At 28.6% G+C, this 3,996-nt stretch carries 2 protein-coding genes; both read left to right on the plus strand.

Going from position 1 to position 3,996, the window contains the following annotated elements; genetic code table 11:
- Positions 1-76 precede the first annotated feature (76 nt).
- Complete coding sequence (locus QZ288_RS11615) at positions 77-1,051, plus strand: aldo/keto reductase (RefSeq protein ID WP_295158227.1); 975 nt, start codon at positions 77-79, stop codon at positions 1,049-1,051.
- 1,456 nt (positions 1,052-2,507) lie between these two features.
- On the plus strand, positions 2,508-3,996 hold a 1,489-nt coding region (locus QZ288_RS11620), incomplete at its 3' end, for a BspA family leucine-rich repeat surface protein (protein WP_295159039.1).

The raw sequence follows: 3,996 nt of genomic DNA on the forward strand, positions 1-3,996 counted from the left end.
AAACGAGCAGCTAATAACTTTAGTTATTAGCTAATTTAAAGCGAGTTTATCGATAACAATAATAGGAGTAATTTATATGCAAAAAAGAAAATTAGGAAATTTAGAAGTATCAGCAATAGGTTTAGGCTGTATGGGATACGGCAATTATGAAAATTATGATAAAAGAGAATTAATATCGCTTATAGATGAGGCTATAGAATTGGGTATTAATTTTTTTGATACAGCAGAAGCTTACGGACCCTATAAAAATGAAGAAATAGTAGGCGAAGCATTAGAAAAATACAGAGATAAAGTTGTGATAGCTACAAAATGCGGAATACAAATTTGTGAAAATGGGAAATCTGTATTAAATGCCAAAAAAGAAACTATAAAAGCATCAATAGAAGGTTCATTAAAAAGATTAAGAACAGATTATGTTGATTTATATTATCTTCATAGAGTCGATACTAATACGCCTATAGAAGAAGTTGCTGATACAATGAAAGAATTAATAAAAGAAGGAAAAATCAGGTATTGGGGACTTTCAGAGGCTGGAGCAAATACAATAAGAAAAGCTGATAAAGTGTGCAAGCTTACTGCATTACAAAGCGAATATTCTATGATGTGGAGAGAACCTGAAAAGGAAATCATACCATTATTAGAAGAATTAAATATAGGCTTCGTTCCTTTTTCTCCTTTGGGCAAAGGTTTTTTGACAGGCAGATTTAAAGACAGTTCAGAATTTTCAGAAAATGATTTTAGAAATTCTATTCCAAGATTTCAAGAAGAAAATTTAAAGCAAAACTATGCATTAGTTGAAGTTTTGGAAGATATAGCAAAAACAAAAAATGCCTCAAAACCTCAGATAGCATTAGCATGGGTGCTTCATCAAAAACCGTTCATAGCACCTATACCCGGAACAAGAAAAATAGAAAGATTAAAAGAAAATATATCATCTGTTAATATAGAGTTTACAGAAGAAGAATTAAATAATATAAATGAAGCACTTAAAAAAATAGTGATTTATGGGGAAAGATACCCAAAAGAACAATTAGAAAGAGTAGGAAAATAATATTTTTATTTTTATATATAGAAGTTATGAGTGCCTGCTATTCGCGAAATGGCAGGAAATAATTAAATAACAATTTTTATTAGAAATAATAAGCTAATTATAAAAATTATGAGCGTCTGACATTCGTAGAATGGCAGAGCATAAAAGCTCATAATTTTTATTAGAAATAATAAAACAATTTTTATTAACAATAAAAGATAAACGAGCAGCTAATAACTTTAGTTATTAGCTAATTTAAAGCGAGTTTATAGCTAGCAACAATAAAAATAAACGAGCAGCTAATAACTTTAGTTATTAGCTAATTTAAAGCGAGTTTATAGCTAGCAACAATAAAAATAAACGAGCAGCTAATAACTTTAGTTATTAGCTAATTTAAAGCGAGTTTATAGCTAGCAACAATAAAAATAAACGAGCAGCTAATAACTTTAGTTATTAGCTAACTTAAAGCGAGTTTATAGCTAGCAACAATAAAAATAAACGAGCAACTGACATAAGGAAGTCTATTTACTAGCAACAATAAAAAACTCGTGAGTGCCTGACATTTACAAAATGGCAGGTATTATACCTATATCGGCACAAGTTTTTTATTAGTAATAATAAAAACTAATAATTTTTTAAATGCTAGAAAGCTAAATATAAAAATTATGAGCGTCTGACATTCTCAGAATGGCAGAGTTTATTAAAAATAATAATAAAAAAGCGAGCCGAAGCACATCGATAATTTATTATCGATGTAGTTAAAGCGAAGGCGAGCATAGCAATAATAAAAATAATAATTTTTAATAATAATAAAAAAATAATTAAAAAAAGTGAGCCGAAGCATATCGATAATTTATTATCGATGTAGTTAAAGCGACGCCTGCCAACACTGTAGTGGACTTCGTCGGCACGCTTCGCGAGGCGGACTTCGTCGGCGAGCATTGCCGCAGGCACGTAGTAGCGGCAATAATAAAACAATTTTTATTAACAATAGTTGAAAATAATAGTTTTTATGTTGTAATATTACTTGGGCAACGGGTATATAGAGGCGGGTAATATCCACCCCTATATACTCTTTTAATAAATATAAAAAATATATTAAATAAAAATTAATTATCTCTTAACTTACTTTTAATTTAATAATGTTGAAAATTTTAAAGTCTATATATTACAGATGAAACAATTTACAGCTTATAAAAGGCTAATATAATAATAAGCCAAGAATATACAGAACAAATAAATTTATTTGCTGATTGCAGACTGACAAAACTAGGCATTCTGATAAATGGGCAAACATAATAATAACAGTGAGCCTAAACTAGCCCGACAGGGAAATTTTAATTACTAGCTAATTGAAGGCACCTTTACAGGTGAGCGAACATAACAATAACAGTGAGCTGAAGCTAGCCCGACAGGGCAATTTTAATTACTAGCTAATTGAAAGCTGAAGCGAACATAACAATAGTAGGATAAAAAAATGAAAAAAAAATTTCAGCCAAAAACTAAAGAAGAATTAGAACAATTAGTAAGAGATGAAAATATTAATCTCGGAAGTATTGATACAAGTTTAATAACTGATATGAGTAAATTATTTGAAGATAGCAGAAGAACAGATTTTTCAGGCATTGAAACTTGGGATACTTCTAATGCTGTAAATATGGAAAAAATGTTTTACGGATGTAAAAACTTTAATCAGCCTTTGAATGATTGGGACACTTCTAATGTTGAAAATATGCATCGTATGTTTTCTTATGCAGGCGGTTTTAATCAGTCTTTAGATAAATGGAATGTATCAAAAGTAAAAACTATGGAAGCTATGTTTTGCGGAGCTTACAGTTTTAATCAGCCTTTAAATGATTGGAATACTTCTAATGTAGAAAGTATGAGCAGTATATTTAATGGAGCTAAAAATTTTAATCAGCCTTTGAGTAATTGGGATACTTCTAAAACTGAAAATATGAGCAGTATGTTTGAAAATGCTGAAAACTTTAATCAGTCTTTAAATGATTGGGACACTTCTAATGTTAAAAATATGTACTGTATGTTTAATGGAGCTGAAAGCTTTAATCAGCCTTTAAATAAATGGAATGTATCTAATGTTGAAAGTATGAACAGTATGTTTAACGGAGCTGAAAGCTTTAACCAAAACATTAATGATTGGAATACTTCTAATGTTGAAAGTATGAGCAGTATGTTTAACGGAGCTGAAAACTTTAATCAGCTTTTGAACAATTGGAATACTTCTAAAGTAAAAAATATGAATTGTATGTTTGAAAATGCTAAAAATTTTAATCAGCCTTTGAATAATTGGGATGTATCTAATGTTAAATATATGCAATGTATGTTTAAAGGGGCTATCAGTTTTAATCAAAACATTAATGATTGGAATACTTCTAATGTTGAATATATGGAAAGAATGTTTGAAAATGCTGAAAGTTTTAATCAGCCTTTAGATAGTTGGGATATATATAATGTTAAAAATACGGCAGGTATGTTTAAAGACGCTGAAAGTTTTAATCAGCCTTTAAATAATTGGGATACTTCTAATATTGTAAATATGGAAAGTATGTTTGAAAATGCTAAAAACTTTAATCAGGATTTAAATAACTGGAATACTGAAAAAACAGAATATATGATAAAAACATTTTTTAATGCTTCTGCTTTTAATAAAGATAATATAAAAAATTGGAGCTTTAAAAAAGTTAAAGATTTTGATAAAATTTTTAATGACTTTTCATTAGAGTTAGTAATAAAAATTTATTCTCATCAAAGCTCGAAAGCCGCTGTAAAATTAGTTGAGACGGCTGCTGATAAATTCGGAAGAAAAGAGTTTTATAAAATCGGATTAAAGTATAATAAAAAATCTATTGCTGAAGTTATAAAAAAGTTAGAAAATACTTGCTATGATGAGTTAAAAGATTTGATTGATAAAAAAGAAGAAATCATAAAAGAGTATAAAGAATTAG

The organism is uncultured Brachyspira sp., assembly GCF_910578695.1.
Taxonomy (GTDB): domain Bacteria; phylum Spirochaetota; class Brachyspiria; order Brachyspirales; family Brachyspiraceae; genus Brachyspira.